This window comes from Roseateles sp. T103, from assembly GCF_057219915.1.
Genome location: NZ_JBXVVS010000004.1, coordinates 1 through 18,201, shown reverse-complemented (window position 1 = coordinate 18,201; position 18,201 = coordinate 1). Strand labels below are relative to the sequence as shown.

17 protein-coding genes and 1 tRNA gene are annotated in these 18,201 nt (G+C 64.3%); 14 read left to right on the top strand and 4 right to left on the bottom strand.

Annotated elements, in window-relative coordinates:
* Positions 1–126: 126 nt before the first annotated feature.
* From AC2EBS_RS12605 to AC2EBS_RS12550, 12 genes are all read left to right on the top strand, one after another.
* A complete protein-coding gene (locus AC2EBS_RS12605) occupies positions 127–2,346 on the top strand; it encodes a TonB-dependent receptor plug domain-containing protein (protein ID WP_484728772.1) in 2,220 nt (739 codons plus the stop codon).
* A complete protein-coding gene (locus AC2EBS_RS12600) occupies positions 2,346–3,461 on the top strand; it encodes a phospholipase (protein ID WP_484728771.1) in 1,116 nt (371 codons plus the stop codon). Before AC2EBS_RS12605 ends, AC2EBS_RS12600 begins: the two co-directional genes overlap by 1 nt.
* Before the next feature lie 85 nt (positions 3,462–3,546).
* Entirely contained in the window at positions 3,547–4,128 is a 582-nt protein-coding gene (locus AC2EBS_RS12595) for a glycine zipper 2TM domain-containing protein (protein ID WP_484728770.1), read from the top strand.
* A 233-nt stretch (positions 4,129–4,361) separates the two neighbouring features.
* Positions 4,362–6,269 carry a threonine--tRNA ligase gene (gene thrS, locus AC2EBS_RS12590; RefSeq protein ID WP_484728769.1) on the top strand — a complete coding sequence of 636 codons (1,908 nt, stop codon included), beginning with the start codon at positions 4,362–4,364 and terminating at the stop codon, positions 6,267–6,269.
* Positions 6,270–6,340: 71 nt separating this feature from the next.
* Positions 6,341–6,886 (top strand): translation initiation factor IF-3, encoded by a 546-nt coding sequence (gene infC, locus AC2EBS_RS12585; RefSeq protein WP_484729131.1) that lies wholly within the window; start codon positions 6,341–6,343, stop codon positions 6,884–6,886.
* Between the two features lie 126 nt (positions 6,887–7,012).
* Positions 7,013–7,216, top strand: a complete 204-nt coding sequence (gene rpmI / locus AC2EBS_RS12580) for a 50S ribosomal protein L35 (protein WP_484728768.1) — start codon at positions 7,013–7,015, stop codon at positions 7,214–7,216.
* A 25-nt stretch (positions 7,217–7,241) separates the two neighbouring features.
* Complete coding sequence (gene rplT / locus AC2EBS_RS12575) at positions 7,242–7,598, top strand: 50S ribosomal protein L20 (RefSeq protein WP_058934277.1); 357 nt, start codon at positions 7,242–7,244, stop codon at positions 7,596–7,598.
* 125 nt (positions 7,599–7,723) lie between these two features.
* Complete coding sequence (gene pheS / locus AC2EBS_RS12570) at positions 7,724–8,761, top strand: phenylalanine--tRNA ligase subunit alpha (RefSeq protein WP_484728767.1); 1,038 nt, start codon at positions 7,724–7,726, stop codon at positions 8,759–8,761.
* A 46-nt stretch (positions 8,762–8,807) separates the two neighbouring features.
* A complete protein-coding gene (pheT, locus tag AC2EBS_RS12565) occupies positions 8,808–11,222 on the top strand; it encodes a phenylalanine--tRNA ligase subunit beta (protein ID WP_484728766.1) in 2,415 nt (804 codons plus the stop codon).
* A gap of 24 nt (positions 11,223–11,246) precedes the next feature.
* Positions 11,247–11,618 carry an integration host factor subunit alpha gene (locus AC2EBS_RS12560; RefSeq protein ID WP_484728765.1) on the top strand — a complete coding sequence of 124 codons (372 nt, stop codon included), beginning with the start codon at positions 11,247–11,249 and terminating at the stop codon, positions 11,616–11,618.
* Positions 11,619–11,652: 34 nt separating this feature from the next.
* A complete protein-coding gene (locus AC2EBS_RS12555) occupies positions 11,653–12,117 on the top strand; it encodes a MerR family transcriptional regulator (protein WP_484728764.1) in 465 nt (154 codons plus the stop codon).
* Between the two features lie 34 nt (positions 12,118–12,151).
* Positions 12,152–12,228, top strand: a tRNA-Pro gene (locus tag AC2EBS_RS12550).
* Positions 12,229–12,453: 225 nt separating this feature from the next.
* Here AC2EBS_RS12550 and AC2EBS_RS12545 read toward each other — a convergent pair.
* From AC2EBS_RS12545 to AC2EBS_RS12530, 4 genes are all read right to left on the bottom strand, one after another.
* On the bottom strand, positions 12,454–12,903 hold the full coding sequence (locus AC2EBS_RS12545) for a DUF6998 domain-containing protein (RefSeq protein WP_484728763.1): 450 nt from the start codon (positions 12,901–12,903) through the stop codon (positions 12,454–12,456).
* A gap of 46 nt (positions 12,904–12,949) precedes the next feature.
* Positions 12,950–13,234: a hypothetical protein gene (locus AC2EBS_RS12540; protein WP_484728762.1), complete on the bottom strand. Its 285-nt coding sequence runs from the start codon at positions 13,232–13,234 to the stop codon at positions 12,950–12,952.
* Positions 13,235–13,394: 160 nt separating this feature from the next.
* Entirely contained in the window at positions 13,395–14,663 is a 1,269-nt protein-coding gene (locus tag AC2EBS_RS12535; protein ID WP_484728761.1) for a hypothetical protein, read from the bottom strand.
* Between the two features lie 14 nt (positions 14,664–14,677).
* Positions 14,678–14,875, bottom strand: coding sequence for a helix-turn-helix transcriptional regulator (locus AC2EBS_RS12530; protein WP_484728760.1), 198 nt, complete (start codon positions 14,873–14,875; stop codon positions 14,678–14,680).
* A gap of 376 nt (positions 14,876–15,251) precedes the next feature.
* On the opposite strand from AC2EBS_RS12530, the gene AC2EBS_RS12525 reads away from it, so the two are divergent.
* Both AC2EBS_RS12525 and AC2EBS_RS12520 read left to right on the top strand, forming a co-directional pair.
* Complete coding sequence (locus AC2EBS_RS12525) at positions 15,252–17,096, top strand: type I restriction-modification system subunit M (protein ID WP_484728759.1); 1,845 nt, start codon at positions 15,252–15,254, stop codon at positions 17,094–17,096.
* Positions 17,093–18,139 carry a restriction endonuclease subunit S gene (locus tag AC2EBS_RS12520; RefSeq protein WP_484728758.1) on the top strand — a complete coding sequence of 349 codons (1,047 nt, stop codon included), beginning with the start codon at positions 17,093–17,095 and terminating at the stop codon, positions 18,137–18,139. Before AC2EBS_RS12525 ends, AC2EBS_RS12520 begins: the two co-directional genes overlap by 4 nt.
* Positions 18,140–18,201: the final 62 nt, after the last annotated feature.

The following is an 18,201-nucleotide window of genomic DNA, read 5'->3' as shown; positions in this document are numbered from 1 at the left end:
CGACGTTCAGTGGCCAATGACCCAGCGCTTCCGGCGATTCGTCGCATGCCCGCTGCAGCGGGGCGCGTTTGCCCTTAGGCTTCGCCCCGCAATCCGCCATATGCCATCCGCAACCGGGAGACTGACTTGCCGTTCCGAATCCACCCCTTGAGCCGCGCCTGCACCCTGCTGCTGCTCGGCTCTGTCTGCCACAGCGTGCAGGCCCAGGAGATGCCTGGTGGCGACCCCGATGCCGGTACGCCGCGTCAGCAGCCGGGTACACGACTGGATCGCGTCGAGATCAGCTCCCGTGCGCAGACCGACACCGATCTGCGTCGCCGTGCGCCAGTGGCCAAGCAAATCTATGGCCGCGAGGAGATCGACCGTTTCGGCGACAGCAATGTGGCCGATGTGCTCAAGCGCCTCCCTGGCGTCAGCGTGCAGGGCAATGCGCCGCGCATGCGCGGCCTGGGCGCTGGCTATACGCAGATCCTGATCAACGGCGACCCTGCGCCGCCCGGCTTCCAGCTCGATCAGCTGGACCCCAAGCAGGTGGAGCGCATCGAGGTCACCAAGGGACCGACCGCCGACCAGAGCGCGCAGGCCGTCGCTGGCGCGATCAACATCATCCTCAAGGACGCGCCGCGCGTGAGCCAGCGCGATCTGGGCGTGCGACTGGGCTACAACGCCGATCGCCCGGTGGGGGGGCTGAACTTCACCTGGGGTGAGCGCGTGCTCGGCGGCGTGGCCGTGTCGGTGCCGGTGTCGGTGTTTCAGTGGCGCGGCTTGAACGAGACGCGCACCGAGAAGCAGGCGCCTGGCGTGGATGGCGCTCGTGCCGTGTCGATTCAGGAGGGCAAGCAGTCCTTCTGGGGGCGCGGCATCAACAGCAGCCCGCGACTGAACTGGAAGATCAACGACGAGGAGTCGCTGAGCCTGCAGGGCTTTGCGCAAGACGGTCGCTGGAACAACCGGACCGAATTCGCCAACGAGACGATCTCTGGCCAACCGATCTTCGAGGACGACAACCGCGGCAAGGGCAGTTGGCGCATGCTGCGCGGCAATGCGCAGTACCAGAACCGCCTGAGCGACAGTCAGAAGCTGGAACTCAAGCTGGGCGCGCAGGATTCCCAGGGCACGCTGGACATGCAGACCTACCGCAATGGCGGGCCGCGACGCCTGGTGACGGGCGACAACCAGGACCGCAATATCACCCAGGGAGGCAAGTTCGCTCAGCTGCTCGGCGATTCGCACAGCCTGACCGTGGGCTGGGATCTGGAATGGCGCCGCCGCGACGAGACGCGCGAGGTCAGCGAGCTGGGCGTGCCGCTCTTGCCCGACTTCGAGGGCCAGCCCTTCGGTGCGCGCATCCAGCGCCAGGCGCTGTTCATCCAAGACGAGTGGGAGCTGTCGCCGCAGTGGTCCACCTATCTGGGCCTGCGCGGCGAGCGCATCGTCACCGAGAGCCGCGGCCGCGATGTGAACGTGAGCAACACCAGCGAGGTGATCACGCCGCTGTGGCACCTCAACTACAAGCTGGACCCCAAGGGCCGCGACCTGATCCGTGCCAGCCTGACGCGCAGCTACAAGGCGCCAGAGCTCAACGCACTGCTGGGCCGCCCGGCACTGAACGGTCTTTACACCGATGCGAGCAAGACCAACACGCAGATCGCGCCGGACCGCGTCGGCAATCCGCTGCTCAAGCCCGAGTTGGCGACGGGTCTGGATCTGGCGTTCGAGAAGTACCTGCCTGGCGGTGGCATGTACAGCATCGGCGTGTTCCATCGCCAGATCAAGGACCTGATCCGCAACCAGGTCGTGCTGCAGGACGTGGCCTGGTCGCCGGTGCAGCGCTGGGTGTCGACGCCACTGAACTTCTCGCGCGCCACCACCACCGGCCTGGAGCTCGAGGTGAAGGGACGTGCCGGTGAGTTGATGCCGGCCTTGTTCGATGCAAAGCTGCCGCTGAACCTGCGCGGCTCGCTGAACTACTACCGCTCGCGGGTGGAGGCGCTGGACGGGCCGAACAACCGGCTCGACGGTCAGCAGCCCTGGTCGGCCAATTTCGGCTTCGACTATCGCGTCACTGCGCTGCCCATGCCGCTGGTCCTTGGCGGCAGTCTGGGCTTCACGCCGGGCTACAGCACACGACAGAGCGAGACGCAGTGGCTTGAGCAGGGCCGGACGCGTTCCATGGATCTGTTCGCGCAGACCTTCCTCAGCAAGCAGGCATCGCTGCGGCTGATGGCCAACAACTTCGTGCCGCTGGACAACGTCTCGCGCACGCTGCTGGCCACCGGCGACTACACGGCAACGCAGCGCCAGGGCCGCACCTGGTGGGGTGCGATGCTGGAGTACAAGCTCTGATGCCGGGGGCGTCGCCCGCATTGCGCATCCATGCCGGGCCGCGTGCCCGCGCCAGGCTGCGCGAGCGCGGGCTGCGTCCCGAGGACATCCGCGTCATCCCTGCCGCGGCAGGCGGCCCGAAAGGGCTGGTGCTCAATCCGCTGGATCGATTCATCTTCGGCCACTGGCTGCCCTCGGCCGGGCCTGGCGCGCCGGAGGTGCATCTGCTCGGCGCGTCGATAGGCGCCTGGCGCATGGCCACTGCCTGTCTGGCGCGCGATGCAGCCTCCACCGAGGCCGAGTTCGCGCGGCTGGCGCATGACTACACGCATCAGCAGTACGAGAACGACCGCCCTGGCAAGCGGCCCAGCGCCGCGGCGGTGAGCCGCGGTTTCGCGCAGGGGCTGGCGGACTGCTTCGGCGGGCGCGAGCGCGAAGTGCTGTCGCATCCGCGTCTGCGCCTGCACGTGTTCACCTCGCGCGGCCGGCATCTGCTGCTGGCGCGCGAGGGCCGCGTGCGCACGCCGCTGGGCTATCTGGGCGCGTTCGCGGCGAACACGCTGATCGGCCGCCGCGCCCTAGGCGGCTGGCTTGAGCGCGTCGTGTTCTCCGACCCGCGCGCGCTGCTGCCGATGCCGCTGACCGACTTCCGTAGCCGGCAGGTGGATCTGGGCACGGCCAATCTGCTGCCGGCGATCCAGGCCAGTTGCTCGATTCCGTTCTGGCTGCAGGCAGTGGCCGACATTCCCGGCGCGCCGGAGGGCGCCTACTGGGACGGCGGCATCACCGACTACCACCTGCATCTGAACTACGCAGCGATGCTGGGCGACGGGCTGGTGCTCTATCCACATTTCCAGCGCCAGGTGATTCCGGGCTGGCTGGACAAGGGGCTCAAGCGCCGGCACGAGCCCAGCGCCTTCCTTGACAACGTGGTGCTGCTGGTGCCCGACGCCGACTGGGTGCACCGCACGCTGCCGAACGCCAAGCTCCCGGACCGCGACGATTTCGCCCGCTATGGCGACGACGTACGGACGCGGGCGGCGGTCTGGCAGCGCGCCATCGCCGAGAGTGAGCGCCTGCGTGACGAGTTCGCACAGCTGTGCGCGGCCGATAGCGTCGAGGCTGAGCCTTTGTAATCAAAGGTAAGTGCGACAACGCCGGCTGGTGCTGCTGCGTTACTGGCTCACTGCCGGATGTATCGCGGCAGCGGAGCCGAACTTCATGCCTCACTCTTCTACCGCTTTCCGCCGCCTTGGACTGGTGGCCTTGCTGGGTGTCAGCCTGACGCTGGGTGCCTGTGCCCATCAGCAGCGCCAGAGCTATGACTCTGGCTACAGCCACGGTGGCTATGCCGGCAGCTATCCGGCTTATCGCGACTACGAGCGCGGCAGCTATGAGCGCGGTGGCTACAGCCAGGTGCAGTATGGCCATGTGCGCGCCATCGAGATCGTTGGCGATGGCCGACGCGGTGACAGTCGCAGCAGCGGCGGCGGCGCGCTGGTCGGCGGCCTCATCGGCGGCCTGATCGGCAACCAGATGGGCAAGGGCGATGGCCGTGCTGCGGCGACCGTGATCGGCGCAGTCGGCGGCGCGGTGATCGGCAACGAGATCGAGCGCCAGCAGGACCGGGAGCATGCGCCGCGCTACCAGTCTGGCGATCGCGATGGCCGCCGACCGATCTACCGCGTGCTGGTGCGGCTGGAGGGGCATGGCGGCGAGATGCGCTTCGAGACTGAGCATCTGGACGGTCTGCGCGTTGGCGACCGGGTGCGGGTCGAGAACGGGCGGCTGCGCCGCTGGTGAGGGCTCAACGGGCTTCGCTTAGAATTGCTGCATCGGCTGCAGGGTAGGCCTGTCCAGCAACAGACGAACAAGGGCGAGAAAGGCACGACGGTTATGACACCGCGAACTACGACCACCCCCACTGAGGTTTAGTCGGCCGCGGCTCGTCACGTCTTTTCTCACCCATCCAAGACAACAAGAAAGCGCGGCACCGGCCGCGCTTTTTGTTTTTCAGTTTCCCGGAGATCCCGAACATGATTGCTATCCAACTGCCCGACGGTTCCAAGCGCGAGTTCCCGCAGGCCGTGACCGTGGCCGAAGTGGCCGCGTCGATCGGCGCCGGCCTGGCCAAGGCGGCGTTGGCCGGTCGCGTGGACGGCAAGCTGGTCGACACCAGCCACCTGATCGATAAGGACGCGCAACTGGCCATCGTCACCGAGAAGGATGCCGACGGCCTGGAGATCATCCGCCATTCGACGGCCCACCTGCTGGCCTATGCGGTGAAGGAGCTGTTCCCCGACGCCCAGGTGACCATCGGCCCGGTGATCGAGCACGGCTTCTACTACGACTTCAGCTACAAGCGCCCGTTCACGCCTGAAGATCTGGCCGCGATCGAGTCCAAGATGACCGAGCTGGCCAAGAAGGACGAGAAGGTCGTGCGCTCGGTGCTGCCGCGCGACGAGGCGGTGGCCTACTTCAAGGGCATCGGCGAGGACTACAAGGCCGAGATCATCTCCAGCATCCCGCAGGGCGAGGATGTCTCGCTCTATGCCGAAGGCAAGTTCACCGACCTGTGCCGCGGCCCGCACGTGCCGTCCACCGGCAAGCTCAAGCACTTCAAGCTGATGAAGGTGGCCGGCGCCTACTGGCGCGGCGACCACAACAACGAGCAGCTGCAGCGCATCTACGGCACGGCCTGGGCCAGCAAGGACGACCTGCAGAAGTACCTGACGATGCTGGAGGAGGCCGAAAAGCGCGACCACCGCAAGCTCGGCCGCGAGCTCGACCTCTTCCACATCGACGAGCACGCGCCCGGCGTGGTGTTCTGGCACCCCAAGGGCTGGATCGTCTGGCAGGAGGTGGAGCAGTACATGCGCCGCGTCTATCGCGACAACGGCTACCTGGAGGTCAAAGGCCCGCAGATCCTCGACAAGACGCTGTGGGAGAAGACCGGCCACTGGGACAAATACCGCGAGAACATGTTCACGACGGAGTCGGAGAAGCGCGACTACGCGCTCAAGCCGATGAACTGCCCCGGCCACATCCTGATCTTCAAGCAGGGCATCAAGAGCTACCGCGACCTGCCGTTGCGCTACGGCGAGTTCGGCCAGTGCCATCGCAACGAGCCCACCGGCGGCCTGCACGGCATCATGCGCGTGCGCGGCTTCACGCAGGACGACGGCCACATCTTCTGTACCGAGGACATGATCCAGGCCGAGGTGCAGGCCTTCACGACGCTGCTGCAGAAGGTCTACAAGGACTTCGGCTTCACCGAGATCCTCTACAAGCTGTCCACCCGTCCGGAGAAGCGTATCGGCAGCGAGGAGAGCTGGGACAAGGCCGAAGCCGCGCTGGCCGAAGGCCTGAAGGCCTCGGGCTGCGAGTTCGAGTACCTGCCGGGCGAGGGCGCGTTCTACGGTCCCAAGATCGAGTACACGCTGAAGGATGCGCTGGGTCGCCAGTGGCAGTGCGGCACGATCCAGGTCGACCCCAACCTGCCGGAGCGCCTGGATGCCGAGTTCGTCGGCGAGGATGGCTCGCGCCATCGCCCGGTGATGCTCCATCGCGCCATCGTCGGCAGCCTGGAGCGCTTCATCGGCATCCTCATCGAGCAGCATGCCGGCGCACTGCCGGTGTGGCTGGCGCCCACTCAGGTGGTGGTGGCCAATATCACCGACGCCCAGGCCGACTATGTGGCTGAAGTCGTGAAAACGCTTCAAAAACAAGGAGTTAGGGTGGCGGCAGATTTGCGGAATGAGAAAATCACGTATAAAATCCGCGAGCATTCTTTGCAGAAGGTTCCGTTCATCCTTGTCGTTGGCGACAAGGAGAAGGCAAACGGGGCCGTTGCGGTGCGCGCCCGAGGCAACCAGGACCTGGGTGTGATGTCGCTGGAAGACTTCGCTGTGAAGCTCTCCGCCGATATCGCGGCCAAGGTCTGATCGTTTGACCAGGGCGCGCTTTTGCTTGTGTTCGGGCCTCTCGCCTTGGGGTCCATTGAAAGGTATGCACCATCGCTACTTTTGCTGACCGTCGTGCGATTCCCGAGCGCAAGCATCGGCTGAACCGTGAAATCACTGCTCCCGAAGTTCGCCTGAACGGGCCGGAGAACGAGCCCATCGGCATCGTGAGCATCCAGGAAGCGCTGCGCATGGCCGGCGATCTGGATGTGGATCTGGTCGAGATTGCCGCCACCGCCAGCCCGCCCGTGTGCCGGTTGATGGACTACGGCAAGTTCAAATACCAGGAGCAGAAGCGCGCAGCCGAGGCCAAGGCCAAGCAGAAGGTCATCGAGATCAAGGAAGTCAAGTTCCGCCCTGGTACGGACGAGGGCGACTACCAGATCAAGATGCGCAATCTGCGCCGCTTCATTGCTGAGGATGGCGACAAAGGCAAGGTAACGCTGCGCTTCCGGGGTCGCGAGATCACGCACCAGGATATCGGCATGCGCCTGCTGGAGCGGATTCGCGACGAGCTGGCCGACGTGGCGGTGGTGGAGAACATGCCCAAGCTGGAAGGCCGGCAGATGATCATGGTGCTGGCGCCGAAGAAGCGCTGAGCCCTGGCTGATTTGGTTCTGGCCCGCCGATCTGGTCGTCGGCGGGCTTATTAGTCTCCTCGAGGCTGGCAAGTGTTGCGATGGCATCGCAACCGCCTGGAGGGACGCATTTAGAAGGAGCATCAAATGCCCAAAATGAAGACCAAGAGCAGCGCGAAGAAGCGCTTCCGCGTGCGTCCGGGTGGTACCGTCAAGCGCGGTCAGGCGTTCAAGCGCCACATCCTGACCAAGAAGACCACGAAGAACAAGCGCCAGCTGCGTGGTGCTGCGAACGTGCATGAAACCAACATGGGTCACATCGCTCAGATGCTGCCCTTTGCTGGTCTGTAATTCCGCGAACTGAAGGAGATACAACATGCCTCGCGTCAAACGTGGTGTAACCGCACGTGCTCGTCACAAGAAGGTCCTGGCCCTGGCCAAGGGCTTCCGTGGTCGTCGCAAGAACGTCTTCCGCATCGCCAAGCAGGCGGTGATGAAGGCGGGCCAGTACGCCTACCGTGACCGTCGTGCCAAGAAGCGCGTGTTCCGCCAGCTGTGGATTGCCCGTATCAATGCGGCAAGCCGTGGCCTGGGTCTGAGCTACAGCAAGTTCGTGGCTGGCCTGAAGAAGGCCCAGATCGACATCGACCGCAAGGTCCTGGCCGATCTCGCCGTCAACGATCCGGCTGGTTTTGCCAGCATCTTCGCCAAGGTGAAGGCCGCTCTCGCTTAATTGCTGCCTGCGCCCTTCGGGGCGCTGCAGCTGCCTCGGCTTCGGCTGAGGCGCGCCTTTAAAGGCCGACACTCCGGTGTTCGGCCTTTTCTCATTTTTTCGCCCCCGATTTCGATCGCCCCGCGATGAACGACCTCGACCAATTGCTACAGAGCGCCGTCAGCGACTTCGCTGCCGCCGCCACTCCCGCCGACCTGGAGAACGCCAAGGCCCGCTTCCTGGGCAAGAGCGGCCAGGTGACCGAGCTGATGAAGGGCCTGGGTGCCCTGTCCGTCGAGGAGAAGAAGACCCGTGGTGCGCAGATCAACCAACTGAAGCAGGGCATCGAGGCTGCGCTGAGCGCACGCCGCCAGGCCCTGGCCGATGCCGAGCTCGAGAAGCAGCTCAAGGCGGAGGCGCTGGACGTCACGCTGCCCGGCCGCCAGCGCGGTACTGGCGGCCTGCACCCGATCACCCGTGCGATGGAGCGCATCGAGGCCATCTTCGGCTCGATGGGCTTCGACGTCGCCGACGGCCCGGAGATCGAGAACGACTGGTTCAACTTCACCGCGCTGAACACGCCGGCCGACCATCCGGCTCGCTCGATGCACGACACCTTCTATGTCGAGGGTGGCCATGTGCTGCGCACGCACACCAGCCCGATGCAGATCCGCTACGCGGTGCAGCATGTGAAGAAGCACCAGCACCTGATCGATGCCGGCCAGGCCATGCCCGAGATCCGCGTCATCGCGCCGGGCCGCACCTACCGCGTGGACAGCGATGCCACGCATTCGCCGATGTTCCACCAGGTCGAAGGCCTGTGGGTGGGCGAGAACATCTCGTTCAAGGACCTCAAGTCCGTCTACGTGAACTTCATGCAGCAGTTCTTCGAGACGACTGATATGGAGATCCGCTTCCGTCCTAGCTACTTCCCCTTCACCGAGCCCAGCGCCGAGATCGACATGATGTTCGGCTCCGGCCCGCTGAAAGGCCGCTGGCTCGAGGTCTCCGGTTCGGGCCAGGTGCACCCGCAGGTGATCCGCAATATGGGCCTGGACCCGGAGCGCTACATCGGCTTCGCCTTCGGCTCGGGCATCGACCGCCTGGCCATGCTGCGCTACGGCGTCAACGACCTGCGCCTGTTCTTCGACGGCGACCTGCGCTTCCTGAGCCAGTTCCGCTGAGCCTGCCCGAAAAAACGACGCGTCGACGCCAAAGAGAGCGAAAGATATGCAATTCCCTGAGTCCTGGCTGCGGAGCTTCTGCAACCCGTCGCTGAACACCCAAGAGCTGGCCGAGCTGCTGACCATGTCCGGCCTGGAAGTCGAAGAGCTGCGCCCGGTGGCGCCGCCCTTCAGCGGCATCGTGGTCGCCGAGATCCTCGAAGCCGTGCAGCATCCCAATGCCGACAAGCTGCGCGTCTGCAAGGTCAACGCCGGTGGCGCCGAGCCGCTGCAGATCGTCTGCGGTGCGCCCAATGCGCGTGCCGGCATCCGCGTGCCGCTGGCCACCGTCGGCGCCGAGCTGCCGCCCGGCGAGGACGGCAAGCCCTTCAAGATCGGCGTCGGCAAGCTGCGCGGCGTGGAGAGTTTCGGCATGCTGTGCTCGGCGCGCGAGCTCAAGCTCAGCGAGGACCATGGCGGCCTGCTCGAGCTGGCCGCCGATGCGCCCATCGGCCAGAACATCCGCGAACACCTGAAGCTGGACGACACGCTGTTCACGCTCAAGCTCACCCCCAACCTGGCGCATTGCCTGAGCATCTACGGCATCGCGCGCGAAGTGTCCGCGCTGACCGGCGCGCCGCTGCAAGTGCCCAGCTTCCCGGCTGCGTCGGTGAAGCACCAGGACAAGCTTCCGGTGCGCATCGAGGCGCCGGACCTGTGCGGCCGCTTCTCGGGCCGCATCGTCCGTGGCGTCAACACGAAAGCCAAGACGCCTGACTGGATGGTTGAGCGTCTGGCGCGCTGCGGCCAGCGCTCGGTCTCGCCGCTGGTGGACATCTCGAACTACGTGATGTTCGAGTTCGGCCGTCCGAGCCATATCTTCGACCTGGACAAGATCCACGACGAGCTGGTGGTGCGCTGGGGCAGCAAGGGCGAGCAGCTCAAGCTGCTCAACGGAAACACCATCGAGGTCGACGAGCAGGTCGGCGTGATCGCCGACCGCCAGCAAGTCGAGTCGCTGGCCGGCATCATGGGTGGCGACGCCACTGCGGTGTCCGACGACACCAAGAACGTCTATGTCGAGGCCGCCTTCTGGTGGCCCAAGGCCGTGGCAGGCCGTTCGCGCCGCTACAACTTCTCGACCGACGCCGGCCACCGCTTCGAGCGCGGCGTCGATCCGGCGCAGACTGTCGAGCACATCGAGCGCATCACCCAGCTGATCCTGGACATCTGCGGCGGTGAGGCTGGCCCGATGGACGACCAGACCGTGGCGCTGCCCGAGCGCAAGCCGGTGCAGCTGCGCGTCGAGCGTGCGGCCAAGGTGATCGGCATGCCCGTCACGCAGGCCGATTGCGCCGCCGTGTTCAAGCGCCTGGGTCTGGAGTTCAGCGAGGCGCCGGGCGTGATCACCGTGACGCCGCCGAGCTGGCGCTTCGACATCCAGATCGAGGAAGACCTGATCGAGGAAGTCATCCGCGTGCTGGGCTATCCCAAGCTGCCGGCCACGCCGCCGCTGGCGCCGGTGGTGGGCAAGGTGCGCTCGGAGTCGCGCCGCGCGGTGCATGCGCTGCGCCATGCGCTGGCCGCACGCGACTACTACGAGACCATCAACTTCAGCTTCGTGGAAGAACGCTGGGAGCGCGAGCTGGCCGGCAACGACAAGCCGATCCAGCTGCTGAACCCGATCGCCGCGCCGCTGGCGGTGATGCGCAGCAGCCTGCTGGGCAGCCTGGTGAACGTGCTGCGCTACAACCTGACGCGCAAGGCACCGCGCGTGCGCGTGTTCGAGATCGGCCGCGTCTTCCTGCGCGATGCTTCGGTGCAGGAGAGCGACACCAGCATCGCCGGCGTGGCGCAGCCGATGCGCGTGGCCGGCCTGGCTTGGGGCCCGGCGGACCAGCAGCAGTGGGGCGCCAAGGAGCGCCAGGTTGACTTCTTCGATGTCAAGGGCGACGTCGAGGCGCTGTTCGCGCCGCGTCAGCTGCGCTTCGTGCCCGCCGAGCATCCGGCCCTGCATCCGGGACGCAGCGCGCGCATCGAGCTTGATGACCAGCCCATCGGTGTGATCGGCGAGCTGCATCCGAAGTGGCGTCAGGGCTATGAGCTGCCCACGGCGCCCATCGTGTTCGAGCTCGAGCTGGACGCCGCGCTCGCGCGCACGCTGCCCAAGGGGCAGGGCGTGTCGCGCCAGCAGGCCGTGCTGCGCGACATCGCCGTGATCGTCGGCGAGCAGGTCACGCACGAGGCGCTGATGAACAGCATCGCCACGGCGCACGAGGGCTTGATCCGCTCGGCCCGCTTGTTCGACGTCTTCAAGCCCGCGCAGCCGACTGCCGAGCTGAAGGCCGGCGAGCGCAGCCTGGCGGTGCGGCTGGAACTGCTGGATGAGGAGAACACGCTGACCGACGAACGCATCGAACAAGCGGTCGCGGGCGTGGTGGCGAGGCTGTCGGCCGATCTGGGCGCGCGTCTGCGCGGCTGAGCGGTCGAGGAGGAGCGATAAGCGATGAGCAACGACGAGAACACCAGGCCGGGCGGCACACGCGTGCTGCTGCCGACGCTGGAGACGCCCACGCTGACCAAGGCCGAGCTGGCCGAGTTGCTGTTCGACAAGCTCGGCCTGAACAAGCGCGAGTCCAAGGACATGGTCGAGGCCTTCTTCGACATCATCCATGAGAGCTTGGTCAGCGGCCGCGACGTGAAGCTCTCGGGCTTCGGCAACTTCAACATCCGTCGCAAGGCGCCGCGTCCGGGGCGCAACCCGCGTACCGGCGAGTCGATTCCGATCAAGGCGCGCAACGTGGTGACCTTCCACGCCAGCCACAAACTCAAGGGCCAGGTGCAAGGCGATACACCTGCCGAAGAAGACTTCGAGTAGAGTCTGACCTCCCTACCTGAAGCCCTTGATTTCAATGGACAAAGCGCTTCCCGCGATTCCCGCGAAACGCTACTTCACCATCGGTGAAGTCAGCGAGCTTTGCGGCGTGAAGCCCTATGTGCTGCGCTACTGGGAACAGGAGTTCACCCAGCTCAAGCCGATGAAGCGGCGCGGCAACCGGCGCTACTACCAGCACCACGAGGTGCTGCTGATCCGCCGCATCCGCGACCTGCTCTACGACCAAGGCTTCACCATCTCTGGCGCGCGCAACCAGCTTTGCGATCCGGGCAGCGGCCGTGGCGATGTTGGCGAAATCATTGCGCTGCACGACGTTGACGTCGACGAGATCGACGACTTGCACCCATCCGCAGCCGCGATGTCGGGATCCGCTGCAGTGAATGGCAGCGAGCCCGGTATCGAGATCGGCGCAGGCGGTGTGCTGTCCATCGAGCAGGTGCGCAAGGAATTGCTCGCGATCCGCGAGTCTTTGCTTGCCTGAAGGGCTGCAACATCTCTATAATGCAAGGCTTCGTCGGGGTGTAGCGCAGCCTGGTAGCGCACTTGCATGGGGTGCAAGGGGTCGCGAGTTCGAATCCCGCCACCCCGACCAAAAACAAGAAGAGAAATCAAGGACTTAGAAGCTTCGGCCTCTAGGTCCTTTTTCCTTTCTGGCCTGCGATAGCGATAAATCGGTGTTCTGGTGCCCGTTCGGTGCCCGTTTGTTGCAGCCTTCATTTCGGGTTGTTCCGAGCGTGACATGTCACATCGACGGCTCGCGCGGCGCGCGGCCATGCGTACTGACGTGTCACCTCTGCACAGGCGCAGTGGACGAGAGTCAGTTCACGCGAGGCAGCGTTTCCTGCTCGGGAACCTGCGACATCAACTTCCGTAGCTTGCTGAGTGAAACGGGTCGTTGCCCATTCTTTTGCTTGGCGCCGCAGTGCAGCCAGGCTAGCGCTCCGGGACCATTAAAAACCTCGGTGGCGTGTCCGTCGCGTCCAAGTTGGAGCACAACGAGATGTTGCGGCTCGGAGCGCAGCGCAACTGACGAGCCTTGAGTTGCTTTGATTTGAACCAGTCTGCCATCCGGGCTTGTGGCATCGTGCCCCTCGCTCGAAGCGGGGTGCAGGCTGAGCCCGTATCGGTGAGCGGCAAGCACTTCACCAATGCTTCCCACGAGGTGTCCGTCAGGCGTGAACTTGCGACCAGGAAAGAGCGCTTCGAACTCCGCTACGAGTTCGTAGAGGCGGCGAACGAGCTGGGGTACTTGCTCAACAGGCGGCATGTGGACAGCTAAGCCCGGTTGAGTACGGTGAGATCACTGGGTGCAGTCAATCGCGCGCAACACATGACAAACGGCGTTTGGGCCAACCTGGCTTGATGCAATAGGACTCGAAGCTCGGCGGCCCTATGGTTGCCTTGGTCCCGTGCTGATGGCCACGAGTGGCCACAGCGAGGCCGAAGAACTCAGCCGAGCCTCGCGCTTCGAGTATGGCCTCGATGATTTGCCATGACGCTTCGTCGTGCGGTGCCAGTCGCTTGGGATGATTGCCGAGTACGTACTCTCCGGCATCTTTTATGGCTGTGCCAGGTGCAACGGGGCCGTCAATGCTCATGTGAGGGCGCAGTTCCAACTGAATCTGGGGTACCTCGGAATGTTTGCTGACAGCCCTTGCCGATGGCAAGGGACTGTCGTGGAAAGACGTGTATTCGTCTATCTAGAACTTACCGGGGGTATTCGATTGAAGTGATTGAGCCTGTTGAGTGGATTGAGGGTCATTGAACACATTGAAGGGTACGGCCGCTGCCAGACTGGGACTGGTCCACAGCGCTGACGGCGTTGGCGGTTTGCCAGGGCGATGCGAGCGGTTCGAGATCGTTCTGCCTACGGATCGTGTTCAGTGCGGCGAATGCTTCACGGTTGCTCTGATGGATGCGAGCCCAGGTGCCCTGCACGCCGACATTGCGGGCGTTCGCAACACGGAATCGCAACCGGTAGATGCCAGCGACCATGCCTTGGAATCCTTTCGGCAAGAACGCGGCGTACGTGCCGTTGAAGTTCCCTTTGAGATCGGCGACGGAGTAGCCCAACTCGCCCGCGGTCTGGGCAGTGGCTCCAGCGAGGCCTTCCTCGCCGCGGGGCTTGTAGCCATGCGCCGACCGGGCATCCAGCTCGTACAAGGGCTCAGCGTCGTCGCTGACGCCGCAGAAGCGCTCGCCGGAACTGAACGCCCGTTGGACGGCATTTCGGTTGAGCACCATGGTCACCGGGTAAATGAAGCCGGCCGCTTCCAAGGCATGTACGGCGCTCCAGTACTCCTCTGCGCTCTCACTAATCCTCTTATCGATACGTGCGGCAACACCGGCATCTTTGGCCCGGACTAGCCTGGCGCCGCCGGGCAGGCAGACATCCTCCGCGACTGGCGCAAAGTGCCGCCAAGGGTGTCCCCTGTCGGGGGGTACGCCACCCCAGGCCTCCATGTCATTGGCCGCATAGAGGGCGATCAGCAGCCGGGCAGCTGCATCACCAGCATTTTTGAGCGCCCGCAGCGGCTGAGGGAGCTCGCCTACGCCAGTAACTAGGTTGTTGCCAAACCATACGCGGCTCCCAATAAGCTCATCGAGCTCGGGCAGTACATGCCGGATCTGCGCTTTGCTGTTCGGGCCATCCGGGAGCAGTTCGCCAGTGCTTTTCTGCCAGCCCTCACGATCGAACAGGATGGGGCCGAGGTCGCGACCGGAAGAGGCCCTGGCGGGCGAGGCGTTGGGATCGCTGCTGAAACAGAAGCCGACATCGCGGGCCTGGATCGATTTCAGTCGGGCGATCGCCCGCTCAATCGTGCCGCCCTTGACCTTGCTCGCGCCCGTGGCCTTGTAGATGGCGCTAACGCTGGCCGACGAGTAGCAGCCGCTGTCGTCGGTGTACCGGGCGAGCGCCAGGTACGCGCAGATCTCAAGGGCGGTCGCCCTGGCATCGAGCAGTGCCTCAATGGCCGTGCGCGGCACGCAGAAGGAGCCGGGTCCTTTCGCAGTGTTCTTCGTCATGGCGCTGTCTCGAATCAGGCAGCCTTCGCGCGCTCGCACTGCTTGGCCAGCCAAGCATCCAGTTCGGCACGCATGATGCCGCTCGCCCGGCCGCCAAGGCGGATCAAGGTGAGTTCCTTGCGCTCGACCAGCAGGTACAGGTACGAGCGCGAGATCGAGAGGTACATCGCAGCTTGGGCGGGACGCAGGACAGTCGGGAGGGTGTTGGTCATTACAGGGTGTCTTTCGTTCGTTGACTTCGCTTCGGCGCGCGCGTCTGCCGCGCCGTTCCTTTCATTTGTTGGTGGCATGTTTGCGTCCACATGAACGCACGGGCGTATTTCTAGAACATGCCGAAGTGCGGTTTTGCTTCTCGTCAGGCTAATCGGGGCGACTCTTTTTCATGCATGCCCCTGGATGCCCCTTTGTGCCCCGAGTCCCGAAGCGCTGTTGCATCGGTGCTACGCCGCATGCGCAAGTCACGGCTCACGCAGGGCGTTAGGCCGGCGCGGGCCCGCATCAAGGCAAGCCCTGCTGACGCCTTGCCCGGGCAGCGCAGACAATGCGGCCGGATCAATGCGGGGCCGCTGTCTCGCCCCTGGGAGTCAAATGAATCACCAAGCCCTGTCGTCCTTCATCTGGTCGGTCGCCGACCTGCTGCGCGGCGACTACAAGCAAAGCGAATACGGCAAGGTCATCCTGCCCTTCACCATCCTGCGCCGCCTGGATTGCGTGCTGGAAGCCACCAAGCCGGCCGTGCTGGCCGAGCTGGACGCAAAGACCAAGGCGGGCCTGAACCCCGAGCCCTTCCTGCTACGCAAGGCCGGCAACATCGGCATCTACAACACCAGCCCGCTGGACCTGCCCAAGCTGCTGGGCGACCAGGACCACATCCGCGAGAACCTCTACGCCTACATCCAGGGCTTCTCGGCGGCCGCGCGCGACATCTTCGAGCGCTTCGACTTCTTCACGCAGGTGGAGCGCCTGGCCAAGGGCGGGCTGCTCTACCTCGTCACCGAGAAGTTCGCCAACATCGACCTGCACCCTGAGACGGTGGACAACGCCAGCATGGGCCTGGTGTTCGAAGAGCTGATCCGCAAGTTCGCCGAGATCTCCAACGAGACGGCCGGTGAACACTTCACCCCGCGCGAAGTGATCCGCCTGATGGTGAACCTGCTGTTCATCGAGGACGACGAGGTGCTGACCCCCGGCAACGCCGTGGTGCGCACCATCTACGACCCCACGGCCGGCACCGGCGGCATGCTCTCCATCGCAGCCGAGCACCTGCACGCGCACAACCCGCAGGCGCGGCTCACCATGTACGGTCAGGAACTCAACGACGAGTCCTACGCCATCTGCAAGGCCGACATGCTGGTCAAGGGCCAGGCGGTGGAAAACATCGTGGCCGGCAACACGCTTAGCGACGATGGACATGCCGGCCGCAAGTTCGACTACATGCTCTCCAACCCGCCTTTCGGCGTGGAATGGAAGAAGGTCGAGAAGGCCGTGCGCGACGAGCACGAGAAGAAGGGTTTCGACGGCCGCTTCGGCCCTGGCCTGCCGCGGGTCAGCGACGGCTCCATGCTCTTCCTGCTGCACCTGGTCAGCAAGATGCGCCCGGCCAAGGATGGCGGCAGCCGCTTCGGCATCGTGCTGAACGGCTCCCCGCTGTTCACCGGCGGCGCGGGCAGCGGCGAGAGCGAGATCCGCCGCTACGTGCTGGAGAACGACCTGGTGGAGGCCATCATCGGCCTGCCCACCGACATGTTCTACAACACCGGCATCGCCACCTACGTCTGGATCCTCTCCAACCGCAAGCCGGCTGACCGCAAAGGCTATGTGCAGCTGATCGACGCCAGCAGCTTCTGGCAGAAGATGCGCAAGAGCCTCGGGTCAAAGCGCAAGGAGATGAGCGACGAGCACATCGCCACCGTCACCCGGCTGTTTGGCAGCTTCACCGAGGCTGAGTTCATCACCGTGCTCGATGCAGATGGGCAGTCGCAGGGCGAGCCCGTGCTGGTGACGGGCACCGACAACCCGCCCGCAGCACCGGCCGGCGGGCGCCTGAAGCGCGTGCCGATCAGCCGCATCTTCCGCAACGAGGATTTCGGCTACACGACCATCACCGTGGAGCGCCCGCTGCGTGATGAGCAGGGCCAGGTCGTGCTGGGCCTCAAGGGCAAGCTCAAGGGCAAGCCCCAGGCTGACAGCAGCCTGCGTGACACCGAGAACGTGCCGCTGGGCCAGGACATCCGCGCCTACTTCGAGCGCGAGGTGCTGCCTCATGCGCCGGATGCCTGGATTGATGAGGAGAAGAGCAAGGTCGGCTACGAGATTCCGTTCAACCGGCACTTCTACGTCTTCGAACCACCGCGCAGCTTGCATGCGATCGATGAGGAGCTGAAGACGGTGTCAGCCCGCATCGTGGCGATGCTGGGGGAGTTGGCGGAATGAGCTTGCCGAGGTATCCGAGCTACAAAGCGATTGGCAGCAGCTGTTTGGGTCCAGTCCCCGCCCACTGGGAAGTTCAGCCCTGCCGCTACTTCGTAGAGGAGCGAGCCGATAAGAACGAGGGGGCTGCGAATCAAAGCTATCTCTCTTTGATGGCAAACGTCGGCGTCATTCCCTACGAAGAGAAAGGCGACGTTGGGAATAAGAAGCCCGAGGACCTTAGTAAGTGCAAGTTGGTCGCCAAAGGTGATTTGGTTATCAACAGCATGAACTACGGAATTGGCTCATTTGGTCTGTCGGCGTTCGATGGCGTGTGCAGCCCTGTTTACATCGTGCTTCGCCCGCGGCTTGAATGTGTCAAAGCCCGGTTTGCTTTGCGTGTTTTTGAGAACCGTGCGTTTCAGACCTACGCGCAGTCCTTCGGCAATGGCATCTTGGAGCACCGCGCAGCGATCAATTGGGACACGTTGAAAGGCATCCGTGTTGGCATGCCATCGTTGGACGAACAAGAGGCAATCCTGTCCTTCCTCGACCACGAAACCGCCAAGATCGATGCGCTGATTGCCGAGCAGGAGAAGCTCATCGCACTGCTGGCCGAAAAGCGCCAGGCCACCATCTCCCACGCCGTCACCCGCGGCCTGAACCCGGATACCCCGATGAAGGATTCCGGCGTGCCGTGGTTGGGGGAGGTGCCGGCGCATTGGAAGGTTCAACCGCTTCGGCGAGTCCTTGTGCGACTTGAACAGGGGTGGAGCCCGAACGCCGCGGCTGAGCCCTGCGAGCCAAATGCTTGGGGAGTGCTCAAGATCAGCGCAATTAGGGGTGGACGATTTGTCGAGCGAGAGAACAAGGCGCTCTTGGAGGAAACGTTGCCTGATGAGTCCCTTTGTGTTCGGCCAGGCGACTTGCTGATTACACGTGCGAATACACCGGAGCTCGTTGGTGATTGCTGCGTAGTGCCAGCCGGCGCAAATCAGCGTCTGATGATTTCCGATTTGATTTACAGACTCAAGTTGAATCGCCCCGGGTTTCCTAGACACCCGTGAGCCGGTGGGAATGGCGTCGTTCGAACTCTACCGGCGAAGTGTCGCCGGCAGTGCCGTGGCGC

Excerpts from the sequence above, each read along its gene's own strand:
- AC2EBS_RS12600 (WP_484728771.1), top strand. The coding sequence starts at position 2,346 with ATGCCGGGGGCGTCGCCCGCATTGCGCATCCATGCCGGGCCGCGTGCC.
- AC2EBS_RS12595 (WP_484728770.1), top strand. The coding sequence starts at position 3,547 with ATGCCTCACTCTTCTACCGCTTTCCGCCGCCTTGGACTGGTGGCCTTG.
- thrS (WP_484728769.1), top strand. The coding sequence starts at position 4,362 with ATGATTGCTATCCAACTGCCCGACGGTTCCAAGCGCGAGTTCCCGCAG.
- rpmI (WP_484728768.1), top strand. The coding sequence starts at position 7,013 with ATGCCCAAAATGAAGACCAAGAGCAGCGCGAAGAAGCGCTTCCGCGTG.
- rplT (WP_058934277.1), top strand. The coding sequence starts at position 7,242 with ATGCCTCGCGTCAAACGTGGTGTAACCGCACGTGCTCGTCACAAGAAG.
- pheS (WP_484728767.1), top strand. The coding sequence starts at position 7,724 with ATGAACGACCTCGACCAATTGCTACAGAGCGCCGTCAGCGACTTCGCT.
- pheT (WP_484728766.1), top strand. The coding sequence starts at position 8,808 with ATGCAATTCCCTGAGTCCTGGCTGCGGAGCTTCTGCAACCCGTCGCTG.
- AC2EBS_RS12560 (WP_484728765.1), top strand. The coding sequence starts at position 11,247 with ATGAGCAACGACGAGAACACCAGGCCGGGCGGCACACGCGTGCTGCTG.
- AC2EBS_RS12555 (WP_484728764.1), top strand. The coding sequence starts at position 11,653 with ATGGACAAAGCGCTTCCCGCGATTCCCGCGAAACGCTACTTCACCATC.
- AC2EBS_RS12545 (WP_484728763.1), bottom strand. The coding sequence starts at position 12,903 with ATGCCGCCTGTTGAGCAAGTACCCCAGCTCGTTCGCCGCCTCTACGAA.
- AC2EBS_RS12540 (WP_484728762.1), bottom strand. The coding sequence starts at position 13,234 with ATGAGCATTGACGGCCCCGTTGCACCTGGCACAGCCATAAAAGATGCC.
- AC2EBS_RS12535 (WP_484728761.1), bottom strand. The coding sequence starts at position 14,663 with ATGACGAAGAACACTGCGAAAGGACCCGGCTCCTTCTGCGTGCCGCGC.
- AC2EBS_RS12530 (WP_484728760.1), bottom strand. The coding sequence starts at position 14,875 with ATGACCAACACCCTCCCGACTGTCCTGCGTCCCGCCCAAGCTGCGATG.
- AC2EBS_RS12525 (WP_484728759.1), top strand. The coding sequence starts at position 15,252 with ATGAATCACCAAGCCCTGTCGTCCTTCATCTGGTCGGTCGCCGACCTG.
- AC2EBS_RS12520 (WP_484728758.1), top strand. The coding sequence starts at position 17,093 with ATGAGCTTGCCGAGGTATCCGAGCTACAAAGCGATTGGCAGCAGCTGT.